The 17797-nt window shown below is 38.2% G+C and carries 12 protein-coding genes; 3 read left to right on the top strand and 9 right to left on the bottom strand.

Annotated elements, in window-relative coordinates; translation table 11 throughout:
• Window positions 1-50: 50 nt before the first annotated feature.
• Entirely contained in the window at window positions 51-1523 is a 1473-nt protein-coding gene (locus MSBRM_RS17795; protein ID WP_048123629.1) for a lipopolysaccharide biosynthesis protein, read from the top strand.
• Window positions 1524-1809: 286 nt separating this feature from the next.
• Here the strand turns inward: MSBRM_RS17795 and MSBRM_RS17800 are convergent, their stop codons facing one another.
• From MSBRM_RS17800 to MSBRM_RS17825, 6 genes are all read right to left on the bottom strand, one after another.
• A complete protein-coding gene (locus MSBRM_RS17800) occupies window positions 1810-2817 on the bottom strand; it encodes a GNAT family N-acetyltransferase (protein WP_048122384.1) in 1008 nt (335 codons plus the stop codon).
• Between the two features lie 145 nt (window positions 2818-2962).
• Window positions 2963-4183, bottom strand: a complete 1221-nt coding sequence (locus MSBRM_RS17805; protein WP_048122385.1) for a glycosyltransferase family 4 protein — start codon at window positions 4181-4183, stop codon at window positions 2963-2965.
• Window positions 4184-4229: 46 nt separating this feature from the next.
• The gene (locus MSBRM_RS17810) at window positions 4230-5156 is read right to left on the bottom strand and encodes a glycosyltransferase (RefSeq protein WP_048122386.1); all 927 of its coding nucleotides are present in this window, start codon (window positions 5154-5156) and stop codon (window positions 4230-4232) included.
• Complete coding sequence (locus MSBRM_RS17815; protein ID WP_048122388.1) at window positions 5146-6195, bottom strand: polysaccharide deacetylase family protein; 1050 nt, start codon at window positions 6193-6195, stop codon at window positions 5146-5148. Before MSBRM_RS17815 ends, MSBRM_RS17810 begins: the two co-directional genes overlap by 11 nt.
• A complete protein-coding gene (locus MSBRM_RS17820; RefSeq protein ID WP_048123630.1) occupies window positions 6179-7252 on the bottom strand; it encodes a DUF354 domain-containing protein in 1074 nt (357 codons plus the stop codon). Before MSBRM_RS17820 ends, MSBRM_RS17815 begins: the two co-directional genes overlap by 17 nt.
• Window positions 7253-7837: 585 nt before the next feature.
• Window positions 7838-8116 (bottom strand): hypothetical protein, encoded by a 279-nt coding sequence (locus tag MSBRM_RS17825; protein WP_048122389.1) that lies wholly within the window; start codon window positions 8114-8116, stop codon window positions 7838-7840.
• A gap of 234 nt (window positions 8117-8350) precedes the next feature.
• On the opposite strand from MSBRM_RS17825, the gene MSBRM_RS17830 reads away from it, so the two are divergent.
• Window positions 8351-9634: a UDP-glucose dehydrogenase family protein gene (locus MSBRM_RS17830; RefSeq protein ID WP_048122391.1), complete on the top strand. Its 1284-nt coding sequence runs from the start codon at window positions 8351-8353 to the stop codon at window positions 9632-9634.
• 130 nt (window positions 9635-9764) lie between these two features.
• Here MSBRM_RS17830 and galU read toward each other — a convergent pair whose 3' ends face one another.
• On the bottom strand, window positions 9765-10652 hold the full coding sequence (gene galU / locus MSBRM_RS17835; protein WP_141706456.1) for a UTP--glucose-1-phosphate uridylyltransferase GalU: 888 nt from the start codon (window positions 10650-10652) through the stop codon (window positions 9765-9767).
• 210 nt (window positions 10653-10862) lie between these two features.
• Between galU and MSBRM_RS17840 the strand changes: the two genes are divergently transcribed.
• Window positions 10863-11822, top strand: a complete 960-nt coding sequence (locus tag MSBRM_RS17840; protein WP_048122395.1) for an NAD-dependent epimerase/dehydratase family protein — start codon at window positions 10863-10865, stop codon at window positions 11820-11822.
• A gap of 58 nt (window positions 11823-11880) precedes the next feature.
• On the opposite strand, the gene MSBRM_RS17845 is transcribed toward MSBRM_RS17840, so the two are convergent.
• Together MSBRM_RS17845 and MSBRM_RS17855 are read right to left on the bottom strand one after the other, a co-directional pair.
• Window positions 11881-13350, bottom strand: a complete 1470-nt coding sequence (locus tag MSBRM_RS17845) for a flippase (RefSeq protein WP_048122398.1) — start codon at window positions 13348-13350, stop codon at window positions 11881-11883.
• Between the two features lie 781 nt (window positions 13351-14131).
• Complete coding sequence (locus tag MSBRM_RS17855; protein WP_080941605.1) at window positions 14132-16801, bottom strand: disaggregatase related repeat-containing protein; 2670 nt, start codon at window positions 16799-16801, stop codon at window positions 14132-14134.
• Window positions 16802-17797: the final 996 nt, after the last annotated feature.

Genomic DNA, 17797 nt, shown 5'->3' on the forward strand with positions numbered 1-17797 from the left:
TGGAAAAAAGCCCACATGCTGGGATTTATGTTTTAAAGTTGGAAATAATTATGTCAAACTTTATCGGTAATGTGTTAAAACTTGTATCAGGAAGTGTTGCTGCACAGATTCTGGGTATACTTCTTGTACCAATAGTCACTAGGATTTACAGCCCTGACGATATGGGAGTCTTTCAGCTTTTTGTGGCAGTATCAGGCATACTGGTAATTTTCTCTACTTTTTCATATCAGTTTGCTATTATGTTACCAAAATCCGAAGAGGATTCCGCAAATGTGTTTTTCCTTTCCTCTATTTTAGTCACTTTTATATCCATACTCATAGCTGTAGCAGTGATAATCTTTCCAGAGGATATTGAGCATATTATTGAGTATATATTTCATACGAAAGGATCCTCAAAATATTTAATATATCTTCCTGCAATAGTATTCTTCAATGGCCTTTTTTTCGTGCAGAATTACTGGCTTTCAAGAAAACTACGTTTTGGAGTTATTGCAGGATCCAGAGTGTTAAATGCTTTATCGGCCAAAGTGCTTCAGTTAATTCCTTTCTGGACTGCATCGCCTTTGGGTCTAATAGTAGGTTATACCCTTGGATATGGACTTGCAGACCTTTCCATGCTCAGAGGTGTAAAAGAAGACTTTAAGGTCTTCAGGAAAATATCAGTTAAAAAAATGAAAGAAATGGCGATTGAATATAAAAATTTTCCTTTATTTAGTTCATGGTCTACACTTGCAAATACGATTTCTCCACAGGTGCCTACCTTCTTGCTCGCATATTTTTACAGCACAAGCGTTGTTGGATATTTTTCACTTGCAAATCAAGTAGTAAATATGCCCATGGGACTTGTTGGAACCGCTATACAACAGGTTTTCTTCCAGAAAATCAGTGAGGTGAAAAATGGGAATTCGAGCGGCGATATGAAAGCTATTGTAAGCGAAGTTTACAAAAAGCTAATTTTAATAGGAATATTCCCTATGATACTCCTGTTAATTCTGGGAGAAGAAATATTTACGTTTGCTTTTGGAAAAAACTGGTATGTAGCAGGCACTTATGTAAAAATCCTTGTGCCATTCATATTCCTTGTTTTCCTTGCCTTGCCTATTTCAACTCTCTACAGTATATTTGAAAAGCAAAAAGTCTGGTTTACTTACAGTACGGCTCTTTTAATCTCAAGGTTCGTAGCACTTGCTATAGGAGGAATTTATGCAAAAAGTGCTGAGTTTTCCCTTTGCTTGTTTAGCTTCACAGGAGTTATATTTGCTCTATGGAATAATGCATATTTGCTTAATCTTGTAGGGATCAGTAAAAGGAAAAGTTTGGAAATTCTAATTAAATATACAGCAATTGGGGCAGTTATCTCAATCCCAGTGATTCTACTAGAAATGCTCTCTGCAAATTTTTATATCATTATACTTACAGCTATTATCATGACCCCTATCTATTATGGGATCGCTCTTCGTGACGATCCTACATTCAAGAAGATATTTTCAGCCTTTCTCGTGAATATAAAAAATAGAACCTGAAAGGGTTTAATTTCCTATTTAGAAAAAAACTTATTGAAAGTTGATCTCTTAAGAATCCCATTTATAGAGAGAAAGTAGAGTTTCAGTCAGGAATAAAAAAGGCTCTTCGTTATTTTGTGTGGATATCTTCATAATATTCTTATAAAAACCAATGAGGTCCTGAATTGAGAATCATCTTATCCATACATAATGGCAAAGAGCCAAAAAAGGAAAGACCACTAAAAAACAATGAAAAAATAATTTCGGGATTTTCCCGACTTTTATATTTTTAAAATTTCGGTTTTTGTCAGTAAGTTTCGTTGTGAGTAATTTTATACAGGGTTTTTGCGATTGAATATTTTTTGCTCTCTAGAGTCACACTATAATAGGGAATTAGCTCAGGAGAAAAGCCCATAATGAAATCCGCAAACCTAGAAATATTTGCTGCCATTACGTTCATGTACTCGAAATTTCGGGACTTTAGGTCAAGAAACTCGTTATAATACAGAAGAGCGTTAGGACCCAAACGGCCAAAATCCGGGTTCAGGGCTGAGGTCCAGGTTACAGTGCACTTCTTTCCATATAGGTTTAAGTGAGCTGCAATAGCTTCGCCCTCAGGAGTCTCTGTGACAAACATATAGCCAATATCTTTTTCCTGAATTAGCTTAAACACTCTTTCGAAGAATCCTCTGGGAAGAGGAGGGGCTAATTTCTGTTTTTCGTAGACCATTGAGAGCAGATGGTAATATGTTTCAGGATCGTTCCAGACCCTGGTTTTAAGTCCTGCCTCATTTGCAGTTTTAAGTTCTCTTCGAATCTTTCTTGAAATGTTATTATCTACATCTTCGTTCAGATTCAAATAATGGGTATAGTGCACAGTGGAGTCCCATCCGTTCCACGTAAAAGGTCTTACATCTTTAAACCCTGGAGCGAACGCAAGGTGAATACTATCAAATCCCTGCTTGCAGAGGAATTCCCTGAGAGGATTAAGAATGTCGTGAACTTCCTGTACCCGTTTACTTGCTTTGGAGCTATTACTCTCTTTTATAAGAGGCCCGCTGTAGCTGGTCATATTACAGGTAGAATTCGCTACTTTCAAAGCTCCTTTGATATTTTTAACAAAAAGAGGACATCCTCCCACAAGCTCGTCTTTTCTGAAACAACCATAAATTTTAAGATCCTTCGATAGGACATCTCTACAAATTCCAAGCCATTCACTGGTATGAAAGAGTGTACCAGGTTGAGCTTTTTCTACGAGCAAATCCCATTCATTATATTCAGATGGCGCTAATTCTCTAACTTCAATTTCGTCCATTTTAAGCCCCGTTCAAATAGATGACTATTATTACTGATGAGTTATAGGAAAATACAAGGGTGATTTAAATAGATGACTATTAGTATCCTGATGAGTTATATTATCCTGATGAGTTATAGGAAAACATAAGACTGATTTCAAGCCCTCATTTTTTGGCCTCAATTTCTAATTTGCAGACTTCGTTAACCTTTTTCGCAACGCTATACCAGCTGTAATTTTCAATAACATAACTTAAACCTTTTGAACCCAATTTCATTCTTAAATCGGGATTTTCAAGTAACTTTAAGATACCTTCTGCAAGAGCACCCTGGTTTTCAGGAAAGACAGGAACTCCACCTCCAGAAGCTTCAAGTACGTCGGATACGCCACTGATATTGCTTGCAACTACAGGTTTTCCGCAAGCCATGTATTCATATAACTTCAAAGGAGACAAGCCTATTTTTGCGTTTCTGGCAAATATAAAAGGAGCGGTACAGATATCGCTGGCATTAATGTAGAGAGGCACACGATCGTAGGCAATCACACCCGTAAAAATGAATCTGTCCTCAATTCCGAGTTCCCGGGAGAGCTTCATAAGATCGTTTTTCATGGCGCCATCTCCAACAATCAAAAAGCGACATTCTGGAAATCTAGGAAGTACGGATGAAGCTGCCTTTATTAGATACTCGACACCCTGCCAGGGAGCAAGATTACCCACAAAGCATACAAAAGGAATTTCAAGATCCAGACCAAGTTCTCTTCTGCAGGTTTCCTGTTCCAGAGGTCTGAACAGGGAAGTGTTTGCCCCATTGGAAACCACGACTATTTTTTCTCCAGGGATTTTATAGTCCTTCTCAAGATTTGCTTTTATCCCAGGAGTCACAGAAATTATTTTGTCCGAAAACCCGAGAGCTTTCTTAAGAATAAACAGTTTTAACCTAGCATGTGTAGAGAAATATCGGTTTGAGAAATTACTTCCTTTTCTGGGATGCGAGAATTTATTTCCTTCAGATTTTTCCCTGAGAAGGTTCTTTTCGTCTTCAGGAATTCCATTTAATTCATAAACAATTCTTTTGCATTTGCTTTTACAGAATAGTCCAGCAAGAAAGCCAAAATTAGGATTGCGAGTATATAGCACGTCAAAAGTTTCGGAACCCAGAAGGTATATGGAATTTCTGAAATAGCTCAAAGTAAGTGAGAAGAAATTTCCAGGAGGGACATAATGGCTGTGAACATTGACCATGCTCGAAAAGGAAGTATGACCAACAGTAAAAATATGAATCTCATTGTCAAGTCTCGCAAGATTACTAACAAGCTCGTACCTGTGAATAAGCGAGCCATCAGCAAGAGAAAGGGGCCTTACAATATCAAGAAAAAGTATTTTCAACTTATCACCTGTAAATAAATTGTCTTTTCGAGATCTTTGCTAATCTTCACTGCTCCCTCTCCTGTACATTTCTTGAGTTGTTGACAAAATTTTTTGAGATTCGGGATAACAATCCTGAAAATCCCTGATCCCTGTAGTAAGCCCTTACTTCAGGATCCTGGATTTTTTTCTCCCTTCGAATTGCCGAGCCAAAATACCCCCAGCAGTAGGCAATGCCTGTATAGTAGGGAGACTTCACAGAAAGATAAAATACGTTTAAGAGAGCCATGAAATAATTTTTGCCAAGGTAATAAGCCATCCATCCGTTTTTGAGATATCCATTCCAGAGTCCGTTAGCTGCACTCGTTTTACGCTTCTGGATCTGGACTACCTCAGTATACTGCATGAGCCTCCAACCTCGCAAGAGAGCTTTTATATTAGAAATTGAGTCTGGAGACGGCTCAACCTGATAACCGCCAGTCTCGAGGAAGCACTCTTTCTTCCAGATCCTTCCTGTACCTCGAGGAAGATCTTTTGCAGTTACTTCCAGGGAAAGTTTTCCGTCATTATCATAATATATTCCCCCACTTACAATTCCTAGAGAACTATCCTTTTTAAACTCAGCCAGAAGTTTTCCGAAATAATTTTTTTCAAGCACCGTATCAGCATCAAGAAGGCCTACATACTCGAATTCAATATTATTTTTCCTACAATAATCAAGAGCATAGTCAAAGCCCTGTTTGCAGACATAACTGTAGTGAAAAGTAATGTCTCTTGGTCTTGGAGGTAATCTTATACTCTGGATCCAAGAGCAATTTGACTGCAGGTCTTCGAGAATACGTGGTGTTTCATCTGTACTTCCATCATCGACTATAATCCATAAATCAGGTTTTAATTCCTGTCCGATTACAGCCTTCGAAACCTCGGGTAGATTTAGTTCTTCGTTCTTTGCAGGCGTAACCAGCAGATACTTTCCTTTTAATTCAGCTCCTATCTGCCCACCACCTGTAGATTTCTTCTCCGCTTGTCATCCATGCCCCTTTTTCGGAGCAGTACTGAAGCACCTTCTCATACAGCTTCACCCAACCTTGTCGAAAATTGCAACTGAACGCGAAATTATGCCACAGCAGGGTAATAACACCATTGAGACTTGCTGTAGTATCAATCAGACTTTTTGTGCGTTCCCAGGCCTCCTCAAAAGATTTTGAAGTCGCAAAAAGAGCAGTGTCCATAACGACAAGTGGAATTTCGAGGATGGCAATTTTTTTTCCTGTATTAAGGTTATATGGACTGAAAGGATGGCACATTCCATTCCTGAAGCCGACTGAGTATCTGTGCCCGAATGTGGAGTCGTAGCTAAAACCGGCACTTGCAAGTATTTCCCAAGAGTCTGGAGTTTTGAACCGGAGGTAATGATTGCGAAAACCTATTACTTTTTTACCCAGAACTGCTTCAAGTCTTTCTTTTTCTTTTTTTATTTTATCAGGACTGTCATATGAATAGTAACCTCCGTGAAGACCAACCTCCCATCCTCTATCTAAAACCTCTCCCAGATGATGTTCTATGTCTTCTATATCATACCTGAATCTTATTGGATCGGCTTCCGCAGTAATGAAGTAAAAAGAAGACTCTGCTTCAAAACTGGCTTCAATGTCCATAATTTTAGAAAAATTAAGATATGGGGAGTAGTCTATTCCTCTCAATTTCCACAGTAACTGAGCTGCAGAATCCTTGAAATTTAATCGTTTAAGGCTGTAAGCTGATGACAACAAGCTATGGGAAAGAGGCGGGTAAATATCGTCTACGTCATGAGTCAAACAAACGGCAAATGATTTATTTTCAGGGAACTCGACCTGCATTCCATTTTCCATAAGGTACCTGGAGACCTCGGGCTCAGAGGCATTTAGGAGATCTTTTTCAGAGAAAAGAAAACGCTGGTGTTCATCCAGCTTTTCTGGATAATACTCTTCTTTTCGGGTGAAAATGTCCCATGAATCCTGGTTTTCCATTAGTAATTTATACATAAGACTCATCCGAAACCGAAGATAAAGAAAGTCCAGATTTTTTTTCAGGAAGACTTTCTATAAGATTGACCATGAACTCGGTAACATTGATTTTATCCCTGAGAAGAGCAGCCCTTTTAAGACCCCAGCTTTTTTTAAGTTCCGAATCTTTGAAAAGTTCTGTGATTTTTGTCAGGGCAAATTGGGAATCACTATAATTAAAAAGCAAACCGTACTTTTTCTCAAGTTCAGAAAAGTTTCCCATAGTTCCTGCAAGAGTGGAAATATAGATTGATGGAGTTCCCAGGATTGCACTCTCAACAGCCATCGTTGCTCCTTCACCCACATATAGAGTGGCATAATAGAGCAAGTGGTGGATTTTTTCTGGAGAGACCCAGAGTTTATACTTTTCAAACTCTTTTTCCAGAGGCCCTTCTGAAGTTATGAATACTTTTCCGAATTTTTCAGCTTCCTGGACAAGTGCTACTTTATTTTTAATTCCATGTTGACCGACATCGTGATGCGCACCCCATGAAACAAAGCGAAGAACCGTAAAAGGTTCCCCCTCCTTTACTCCGAGGTCTTTCAGGATCTCAGGACTGGGAGTAAAATAAGATGGATGAAGATAAGCCAGTTCATGATATCCACTATACCTGATCTGTTTTGATCCTTCATTTTTTAGATAGCATGAAGGAGTACAGATTATGTCACAAAAAGGATAGGTTAACTTCTGAGCCAGTACTGCATGCTCGGTGTCATTAAAAATTATGGATTTTTTCCGCTGTATCCAGGCTACCTGAGCTACAGATGGAGAAAGAATACCGATAAAAAGGTCAGGATCAAATTGCTGGGTAATTTTAAAAGTTTTAAACTCTCTTATGAACCATTCTTCAAGCAAATTAACCTTTCCTGGTTTTACTTTACTCAAAACCGTATGTGGAATTCCGTAGGCATTCAAGAGCTCTATTACTACATCCTTGTCTCGCGAGACTACCATTACTTGATGCCCTTTTTTTTCAAGACTCCATATAGCGTTTTTAAAAAAATGAACATGGGCTGGATGCCCTATATCGACAAGAACTTTCAATTTTTCACTCCCCAATTAATAATTCCCATGACTATAATACCAAAAGAAAGTCTGTCTGCTTGAGTAGTCTTTCGAGATTGAGAATCAGGAAACTAACCTCGAACCTGATTTAAAAGTATATGAGATAAATTAATATCAACAAATCAGGAAATCTTCCTGCCTTTTTCTCTCTTAATGTGACAAAAATATGCAGTCAAATTCTGGTTTTCACTCAACCCCGGTTTCAAACTGTTCTATCAGATAGAACTCTCCCCCCATATTATGTTAAAAAGTGATGACTGTCCGTCTCCAGCGGCTGGAGCCCCCCTTAACAGTGCCCATATAAAACTAAATTTTTTAATATAGTTGAAGCCATTAACAAACAATATTATGATTAGAAGATAAATGGCTCAAAGATAAATAGCTATGGAAACATAGTTGCTAAATTAAGATAACGGGAATTATCAGTGTGAGAATTATAGATGTTATACTCTTAAAAATAGGAAAATAAATATTATTTATTTTCATCTAATTTGGTAAAAAAATAAACTCACCGGAAGAAACAAAAGAAATACTGAGTAAATAAATATATAATTACTAGGAGGATTACTTTGTAAGAATTATGCTAAAGCTTGTGAAGAGGAAACTAGCAATAAAGCATACTATAAGAGGATAAATTCCCATATCCATTGAGTCCACAGAAAACTCATCTTCTTTTCTAGAAGCCAGCAGCATTTCCTTCATACCCACAAGAGCGATTAGTCCCATGACCGTTATCCGATAATATATAGGAATTCCAAAATCCGTAGAGAGGAAGCAGATACCTAAATCTGAAAGAGAATTCACCATTGCAAACTCTGCACCCAGGCCAAGTATTGAAAACATTATAAGATCCCCCAAAACTTCTGTAAAGGAGTTATCAAAATATGTATTAACTCCTAACTATACAAGGTATAAACCTTTAAACTATATAAACTTGCTAAAAATTAGTACAAACTTGTTGTAGAAAACCGTATAGATTGGAGGTTTCTCTAGTAAAACCTGAAAAGAGTTCCTATCAAAAAATAAATAAGAATTGGAATTGATTACTCTCCAATTCTCAATAAAGAGGTTTAATTTATGAAAATTTCCGTTATAGGGTCAGGATATGTGGGCTCGGTCACAGCCGCATGTTTTGCAGAAGTCGGGCATGAAGTAGTCTGCGTAGATATCGACAAGAAAAAAATGGATCAGATAAATGCAGGCATTCCCCCGATCTATGAAGAGGGACTTGGAGAGCTTTTGCAAAAATATGCAGGAAAAAGTCTCACTGCAACCACTGACTATGAATTTGCGATCAAGAATACGGACATTTCCTTTATCTGCGTAGGAACTCCTTCCGCAGAAGATGGAAGCATAGACCTTTCAATTGTTCGTGCGGCAACAGCAAGTATAGGGGCAGTACTGGCAAAGAAAGAAGGGTACCATGTAGTGGTTGTTAAAAGCACAGTTGTGCCCGAAACAACTGAAAAATTTGTTCTTCCAATCCTTGAAGAAACTTCAGGAAAGGTTGCAGGAAAAGACTTTGGAGTCGCAATGAACCCCGAATTCCTCAGAGAAGGAAAAGCCGTCTACGACTTCATGCATCCTGATAAAATAGTTGTGGGAGCAATTGACCAGAAATCAGGAGATCTTGTCTCAGAACTTTACCGGAACTTTAAATGTGAGATCACCCGCACGAGTGTATCAACAGCGGAAATGATCAAATATGCAAATAACTCCCTTCTGGCAACCAAAATATCCTTTGCTAACGAGATTGGCAATATTTGCAAAAGGTTAAACGTTGATACCTACGAGGTTATGAAAGCGGTAGGTAAGGATTCCAGGGTATCCCCAAAGTTTTTGAATTCAGGAGCAGGATTTGGAGGATCCTGCTTCCCAAAAGATGTAAAAGCACTTATAGGAAAGGCAAAAGAAATAGGATATTCTCCAGTGCTTCTGGAATCCGTAATTGGAGTAAACGAAAAACAGCCAATTCTTATGACCGAAATACTCCAGAAGAAAATAGGAAGCCTTGCGGGAAAAAAGGTTGCAGTCCTTGGACTTGCTTTTAAAAACGACACGGATGATATAAGGGAGTCCAGAGCTATCCCTGTCATTGCTGAACTTCTAAGACTAAGAGCAGAGGTTTCGGCTTATGACCCAATGGCAACCGAGAATATGAAGCGAATCTTTCCAACAATTGAATACTCAGGGAAAGCTAAAGATGCTCTTGAAGGTGCTGACGCCTGTCTTGTAATGACAGAATGGGACGAGTTCAAGAACCTTGACTCTGAATTTGAAGTCATGAAAGGAAAGATAGTAGTTGATGGAAGGCGGGTAATTAAAGCTAAAAATATAGATTATGAGGGGCTCTGCTGGTAAAAACCAGCAGAAATTATTTTTTATATAAATTTATATCGTATAACTTTGCTGAATTCTGATACAGCATAACTTTGCTGAATTCTTATACAGTATAAATTTGTTGGTCTCTAACTACCTTATTGACAGGATCTTATTTGCTTGAATGTTCCTTTACCTCTGATAGAATTTCTCTTAAGTACTCAAGTACGTCTTCCCTAAGATTTTCGTTCTCGAGGGCAAAATCTACTATTGATTTCACGTACCCTAACCTGTCACCAGTATCGAATCTTTTTCCTTTGAACCTACACGCGTAGATCATCTGCGATTTATTAAGGACCCGAATCCCATCAGTCAACTGAATTTCGTTTCCTACACCTGTTCCGGCTTCTTTTATACAGTCAAATATTTCAGGGGTGAAAACATAGCGGCCTATTGCTCCTAGATTGGAGGGTGCATTTTCAGGTGATGGCTTTTCGACAATATCCTCCAGTACATAGAGAGAATTACTAAGAGGTTTACCCTTTATGATTCCGTAACTACTTAATTTTTTACGAGGAACTTCCTCCACTGCGAGCGTGGATCTCCCATATTTCTCAAAATTATCTATGAGCTGAGCAGTGCAGGGCTTGTCATTCACAATAATATCGTCTCCGAGAAGCACGGCGAAAGGTTCATCTCCAATATGGTTTTCTGCCCTGAGAACCGCATCCCCTAGCCCATTAGGTTCTTTCTGGCGGATGTAGTGAATATCAACAAGGGAGGAAACATCCCGGACAAGCTTAAGAAGTTCAGTATTGTGCTTTTTCGCAAGATGCATTTCGAGTTCAGGAGAATCATCGAAATAATCTTCAATTGCCCGTTTACCCCTGCCTGTGATAATGATTATATCCTCAATTCCCGAGGCAATGGCTTCCTCTACAACATACTGAATCACAGGTGTGTCAATAATTGGAAGCATCTCTTTTGGCATCGACTTAGTGGCAGGCAGAAAACGAGTTCCAAGACCAGCCGCTGGAATAAGTGCTTTTTTAACGGTCAAAATAAACTCTCCGGTGAAGGAATTCAGTGAAAAGTTATTCATATAGTTAAGTAAATAATACTCTTTAACCAGAACATCTTTAATTTCCTCTAGTTATATACTCACCCCACATTATAGGGAATGAGATAAAAGTATTTTCTGATTGCTTTAACATTACAAAGTATTAATCGAAAGAAAGATTGTTTGGAAAGATTATTTGGAGAATTTTCCATGCCTGCAAAGAATAAAATACTTGTGACAGGAGGAGCCGGTTTTATAGGGAGCCACCTAGTAGATCACCTCATAGAAAAGGAGAACATGGTTACTGTTTTTGATAACCTGAGCTCAGGAAAAATGGAATTCATAGAAAATCATCTTGAAAATCCCGACTTTACCCTGATAAAAGGAGATCTTCTTGACCAGGAGGCAATAGAAAAGGCCTGTGAAGATATTGACTTTGTTTGTCACGTGGCCGCAAATCCTGATGTCAGACTCGGAGCTTCAGATACCAGAGTTCATCTAGATCAAAATATTCTGGCGACCTATAACCTTCTGGAAGCAATGAGGAAAAACAATACTAAAAAAATTGCATTTACTTCCACCTCGACAGTTTATGGGGAAGCAAGTATTATGCCTACTCCAGAAGACTACGGTCCTCTTATTCCGATATCCCTTTACGGTGCCTCTAAGCTGGCTTGTGAAGCCTTTATTACTTCATACTCTCACACCTTTGATATGCAGGCCTGGATATTTCGCTTCGCAAACATCGTTGGTCCACGCAGTACACACGGAATTACGGTTGATTTTATAAAAAAACTGAGGAGGAACACGAATCTGCTGGAAATCCTGGGAGATGGAAAGCAGGAAAAATCCTACCTTCATGTTTCGGAGTGCGTTGACGCAATAGTATTTTTAATTGAGAATAGCAAAGAAAAGGTAAATATGTTTAATATCGGCTCCGAGGACACCATCAGTGCCACAGAGATAGGAAAGACTGTTATAGAAGAAATGGGACTTTCTAATGTTGAATTTACCTACACCGGAGGAAATAGGGGCTGGAAAGGCGATGTGCCAAGGATGAGATTAGGGATTGGAAAAATGAAAAAGTTGGGCTGGAAACCGGTCTATACATCGGAGAGAAGTATTAGGGAAACGGCGAGGGCATTGCTTGGGGAAAAGGTAGTAGACTAACTTTTATTCCATTTTTCTTAAACAATTTTTGTTGATCAGTATGGGAACAAAGGTAAAATTACTGCTTGACTTCGCTTTTGACTCTGAATACGTACCTTTGTATTAAAGAAAGTTCGCGGTCTGTGAATCCACCTACAAGAAACATCATCACCAGATAGATAAGTACACCCATACCTGCAATCTCAAAAAGCTCAATGATGCTTGATATAGCAAAGTAGGAAACAAAGAAATACATAACTGTTGAGGACAAAACGCTTTTTGCAATATCATGAAGATAAAAATCAAGTTTAAAGTGTTTTAAGGAAATATGCATACAAAGCACAGCCATTAAAAAGTAAGAAAATAAGGTTGACAGTGAGGCTCCAACAATTCCAATGGAAGGTATCAATAGAAGGTTAATCAATACATTCGAAACTGCTGCAACAATATTAATGTAGGTCGAAGTTTTTGTTTGCTTGATAAGGAGCATTGTATTGACAAATATCTGGAAGATTCCTGCCAGAAGACCTGAGAAGGCAATAATGGGAATTACAACCCAACCCGAAAGAAAATCATCAGTGGTAAGGATCCCAAGCAAAGGTTTTGCAAGAGCTGAGAGACCGAAGACTGCAGGAATTGAGAAGAGAAGGAAATATCTTAGAGAATGAGACATACAAATTCTTACTTCATCCATTTTATTTTCATCGAAAAGCTTTGATAACTCGGGAAGAAGAATGAGCTGAAGAGAACTTACAAAAAGCTGTATAAGACTGCCAATTGAACAGGCTGCCGAATATACCCCCACGCTTCCAAGGCCGAGAAAATAAGTAACCATATATCTGTCACTTGACTCTGTAATCCACCTTACAAGCGAATTGGGAGTTAAAGGTAGAGAAAAGTGCAAATACTCTTTTATGTAAGTAAATCGCGGGATAACGAATCCTATCTGTGATATGATCATCAGAAGAGAAATTAAAAAAATGAAGCCCTGTACAACTAAAGTAGCCGCGATTACACCAAGAAGCCCGTATCCCATTTTGAGAAGAAAGAGAATAAAAAACAATTTTCCAAACGTTTCAAAAAGGGTTAAGTAAGAAAATGTCTGAATTTGCCTGAAAACCCTGAAATAAAAAAGAGATATCGACTCGATAACGCTCAGAAGAATTAAAAGGGAACCTGCCTGGATAAAATAAGTTGCATGAGGGTCTTTAAAACCGAAGGTGGCAAGAGGCTCTGCAAACGTATAGAGTAAAAAAGAGGCCAACAGACCGGATATAGTTACAAAAAAGAGAATTGAATATACTGCTTCCCTTATTATTTTGATTTCCGTTTCAGAAGATAAAAACCTGACAAAACCCATAGAGAGGCCCATCAGTGCAAGGGGAGAAATAAGAGATACAGTGGTATTGATCTGAGCCCAGAGCCCGTAGTCGTATGTTCCAAGGGTTTTTGTGATTATCGGAAGCAGGAAAAAAGTTCCCAGGCTTGTAAGTACCTGAACTGCCCCGATAAAACCAACATCCTTTGCAAATTTTTGATATGACACCATATCACCTTAAAAAGAACTCCGTTTTTAAGAATTACCATTGAGAGAAGTCATGAAAATAGCCTTACACGAAAGTTTTTCTTACGACTTGACCCGACGCATTATCCAGAGAATGATATTTAAATCCTTTTGAACACTGATCATTTTGATCAAGTTTTAATCTCTCAGCAGAGGTTCTATTTATAACTATATTATAATAAGTTTCATTCATATAGAATACCTTTAATTTGAATAAAAGTTTGGAGACATCATACTTATATTCAGTGTTAACTTTAAATTTATTTAGATACATTTTTTCAACCAGAACCGAATTTCAACTGTCCCCAATAAGAAATTTCTACAAATGATAAAAGCCTTTGCGTTAAGATAAATTTTAGTAGAAGTTCAATGCACGTCTGGGAAGGACTTATTGAAAAGCAGCCGAAAAAGTTCAAAAGAATTAAGGATGTGAACGCCGTAAGTTCTGGCTTACTAAGAAACATAACTAGAAATAACACAGAGAATGTATAAATCCAAAAGAGATCCTAATCCAAAATATATTCTGACCTTAGAACAAAACTTTTAGATTTTTACAAAAAAGAATAAGTTTGGGAGCAAAAACAAACAAATTAATCCTGATTAGTAGGTCTAGAAACCATACTAACTCGCTTGAAAAATTCCTTCTGGAGAATTTTAAAAATTCATGTTTTTCGTACATTAAAAGAAAAAAGTTCCAAAACATCCGACGGCAGAAATTTATTATCAGATCGGAAGTGATGGAAATTTTTATTTGAGAATGTAAATCTTACCTATACACCAGATTCAATTTTGGTACCTGGCTCATGTTTTCGCAGTCCGCACTGTAGAAGGCGATATAGTTATCACTTTCACTGCGGGCTTCTATAAAGAAACCTGTATTTTCGTACCTGCCACTAACATACTCTTTTACAAGATCGGTTACATCGAGCTCATAGTACCGGTTATCTGGCAAGTTACTAGCTCTCAGGGTTAATGTAGCATATGGAGTGCTGCCCTGAAGGACACCATTTTTATCATACCAATCTCCTCCTGAGTTATTCCAGGCAATGTCTTTATTCTTTTTATTCCAGCTCACATAATCAGGATTCCAAGAAACAGGCCTGTAGATCTCGATAACAGTATCATTTGATCGTGTGCTGAAAGGATAATACCAGAAAAGGGAAAGAGTCGCACTGTCTACCTCTGTGGCACTGGCATGTTCACTTAAATTAAACGATATAACATCCCTGTACCTTCCAACATTGCTCAATTCTCCTACATCGATAAATGATGTGTCAGAAAAGATGCCCTCAGGTGAGGCTTCACGCAGACGGTTGTCTTTTGCGCTAGTAATAGTTGCATTTGCAGTTACCCTTTTCTCAATATTAAGCTTTGGTGCCTGGCTTGTGTTTCCACAGTCAGCACTGTAGAAGGCGATATAGTTATCACTTTCACTGCGGGCTTTTATAAGAAAACCTGTATTTTCGTACCTGCCACCAACATACTCTTTTACAAGATCGGTTACATCGAGCTCATAGTACCGGTTATCTGGCAAGTTACTAGCTCTCAGGGTTAATGTAGCATATGGAGTGCTGCCCTGAAGGACACCATTTTTATCATACCAATCTCCTCCTGAGTTGTTCCAAGCAATGTCTTTATTCTTCTTATTCCAGCTTACATAATCAGGATTCCAGGAAACAGGCCTGTAAATCTCGATAACAGTATTATTTGGCCGTGGACTGGAAGGATAATACCAGAAAAGGGAAAGAGTCGCACTGCTGATTTCAGTAGCATTGGTGTATTCGCTTACGTTAAACCATATAAGGTCTCTGTATCTGCCAACACGGCTTATTTCCCCGACATCAAGAAATGATTTATCCGAAAAAACATCGTCAGGAGAAGCTTCACGCATACGATTGTCGTACATCTCTTCAGAGAGATTCAAAGAGGTTCCTGAAAGAGACGCGTAGATTGTGTTTCCATATCTTCCGATATTGATTCTGTTTCCATTGTCTTCAGGCTCGTTAGAGTAATCCGAGAAAGAACATCCGGCATCAATACAGGGAGAGTTAACTTTGTCCTTAACCCAGGTTTCTCCGTTCCAGCGGCCGGAGACAGACTGAATATGGTATTCATGGTTTTCTTGGTCTGCAAAAAGAGGGTTTACATGGATATCAGTTGTCGATGCGCAGTTTTTATAGTTACCTGCTGAGTTATTGTAAAGACAGTTATTTTCCAGTACAAAGGAATGTGTTGCAGGCAGGTAATTCATAATTCCATACCCTGTCCCACTCGGTGACTTTGTGCGCAACCTGGTATTTACAATTATGTTATTGCGGACAATTGTTGTAAATCCGTCGCCTTCTGGTACATAGGTTGGGGAATAACTATTGATATACATATTGGCGATTGCAGTGTGATATAATCCATCAAAGACATTGTTTTCAATGACAGTGCCTTCAAATCCGCCAGTTATGATACCGCCCACCCAGGTAATGCTAGGATTAGTGCCCGTGTCATAGAAAGTATTGTGATGGATGTAGACATCTTTTGCCTGGTCTCGGGTAGCAGAAGAGCTATCATAGTTGAAAAGCCAGATTCCAGGGCCATAGGTATTATTGATAATATTATTGTAAATCTCTATATTATCCATAATGCCTGCAGACTTTTCTACCTGAATCCCTGGCCCGCCTGCACTCCAGTGGTAGAAAGAATCGATGAAATTATCATGAAATTTTACGTGGTTCGAGTTCCAGATTCTAAGACCACTGTTAGTCCTGCAGGTTATTGTATTATTCCAGGCCTCTACATTCTGACACTGAATCGTAAACAGACCGTCATGTCCGAGCTTGTAGATAGTATTGTTGTAAAACTCGATGTTCTCACCATATTTTATCCTCAGCCCATCTCCGTGACCATCGTGCATATACATATCGCATACGGTTACGTTATTGCAGTAAAGGAAGTAAATCACATTATAATATCCTTTACCCTTAGCGAACTCGGTGTTACCGTCATGGTTCACATTAACCTCAAACCCTCTTATTACAATATTATTATTTCCAGAACTGCTCATCTGCTTGATCAAAGGTTTCATTGTAACCCAGCCTGCGTGATCAACCAGCTTGATCACAGCAGTCGAATCCCCTTCAAGAATAGTATTGCTGCCGATGAGAAGAGTATCATTAATAACATATGTAAAAGGACCTTTAAGGTAGACAGTGGTATATTCAGAGTTATCGGCCACAAACTTAAGAGCCTGATTTATCTGTACATGATCATCTTTCCCATCGCAGTTAAAATCTCCACTGCCATCCCCTGCAACAGAAACAGTTGGTGCAGGACTTCGGCATAAAGCAGTGGGAACGCTTGCAAGAATAAGGCAACCTACCAATAAAAAGACTCCTAGTTCTCGTTTTAATATCAAGATTACCTGGGATTGATCACAACAGCGCATATTGTTAATTTTCGTAGATAGATTTTCATGTGGCGACGTATCAATACCCCCGCAGAATGTGATACTGTTTGTCAAAATTTACTTAAGCTTAGTATTCTATTTCTCGTAAATTGGGTAAGATTTTTTAGATAGTGGTTACTCTCAGATATTCAAGGCTATAGAAAAGTTTGGAGAATTTATTCATGGCAAAAGCTACTGAATCCGATAAGATTCAATAAATAAGGGACCCAGAATAAATCTCCCTGATTTTCAGGCCAATTCCTCGAATTCACCTAATTCCCCCCATGAAACATAGTGAATAAGCCGAGTATTAGCCCTCAATTAAATTTCTATAGTCAACACTGTAAACTATATCTTAATGTTATAAAAATATATGTTCAAACTTGATAAATATTTAAAGAGTTCCATATTGTTAGAGAGGACAAATAAGTCATTGGAACGAGAAAAAACAAAATCAAAACATCGTTTTATTAAATATACACAGCGAATAAGTTCACAAAGTAAATTTTAGATATTCATTTTTGGTAGGAGGCTTTCTTTTAATAATATATTAGATAGTTTTGGCGACGTCAACTTTTTACTTTTACCTTAAAAAAGGAAATTAGACACCTCGATAACAGTGTTATAAATCATTGTATGTATAAAACGAGGTGTAAAACGTACAGGACTTAAGCACTTGAAAAACAAAATCAATTACAGCAAAGACTGTGGATTAAAGTCACAGTTTAGACAGTTAATGGTCTGATGCTGTTGATTTTTCAGTTCAACTGCATAAATGTATAGATTAAATTTCCATAAAGAGTAGAAAATTACCAGGGAAAAACACCAAAAATAGAGAAGAGTACGGAAGTTAAGAGAAGTGAAAGGTAGACGTAACCACCTGACAGATCATAAAAGTACTGCCAAATTATATTGCTCCAATTCTATTCTTGCAACTCCATTATAGCTACACTCTTAAGATATTCAGACCAGTTATCTTAGAGCTTGTTATATCTA

This window comes from Methanosarcina barkeri MS, assembly GCF_000970025.1.
Taxonomy (GTDB): Archaea; Halobacteriota; Methanosarcinia; order Methanosarcinales; family Methanosarcinaceae; genus Methanosarcina; species Methanosarcina barkeri.